The 642-nt window shown below is 51.2% G+C and carries 1 protein-coding gene; it reads right to left on the bottom strand.

What is annotated here, in order from left to right:
• Positions 1 to 219: 219 nt before the first annotated feature.
• A partial coding sequence (locus ACI77I_RS32090; RefSeq protein ID WP_407000223.1) for a helix-turn-helix transcriptional regulator occupies positions 220 to 642 on the bottom strand: 423 nt, incomplete at its 5' end.

The raw sequence follows: 642 nt of genomic DNA, 5'->3' as shown, positions 1-642 counted from the left end.
GTGTGAGTTAGTGACAGCTTTGACACTGGGGGAGGAGTCGGTGGGAAGAGCCTGGACTAAACGTGACAACCTGATACGAGCTAGGCGGGCTGCGGCCTTGCGCGACACACCCGGGCTAGGGAATACACAAAATCGGTGTCAAATAGGCGCGAGAGAAAAAACAGCACATTTTAAAAGAAGAGCCCGGATTTAGCGGGCTCTTCGGCATATGTGGAGCGACTAAATCCATCCCCCCGCCCACACTACCCGGCCAATGATGCGCAGATCATTCAGCTGTTGCTTAGGCACAATCATATCCTTATAGGCTTTGTTTTCACTGATGATATGAATCGCTCCATCGAACTGGCGCTGAAGACGCTTGGCATACAGATGGTCATCTAACTGGATGACATAGACAGCTTCCCCCTCAAGCGAGTTGCGGCCGTGATCAATAACGACCGTATCGCCATCGCTCAAAAGACCAGTCATTGAGTCGCCATCAACACGGATGGCAGACAGTCGTGATGCATCCAGCCCTTTTTTACGAAGGGAATAAGCAGTGAAAGCAAGCATGGTGACTATCTTTGACCCGTCATTCCATGAGCCATGCCCACCGCTACAGTAGGCATCATAAAGAGGCACATACGCGTAAAGGCTTTCGTC

This window comes from Pseudomonas sp. D47, assembly GCF_045447305.1.
GTDB lineage: Bacteria > Pseudomonadota > Gammaproteobacteria > Pseudomonadales > Pseudomonadaceae > Aquipseudomonas.
This window is presented reverse-complemented; position numbering and strand designations above follow the sequence as displayed.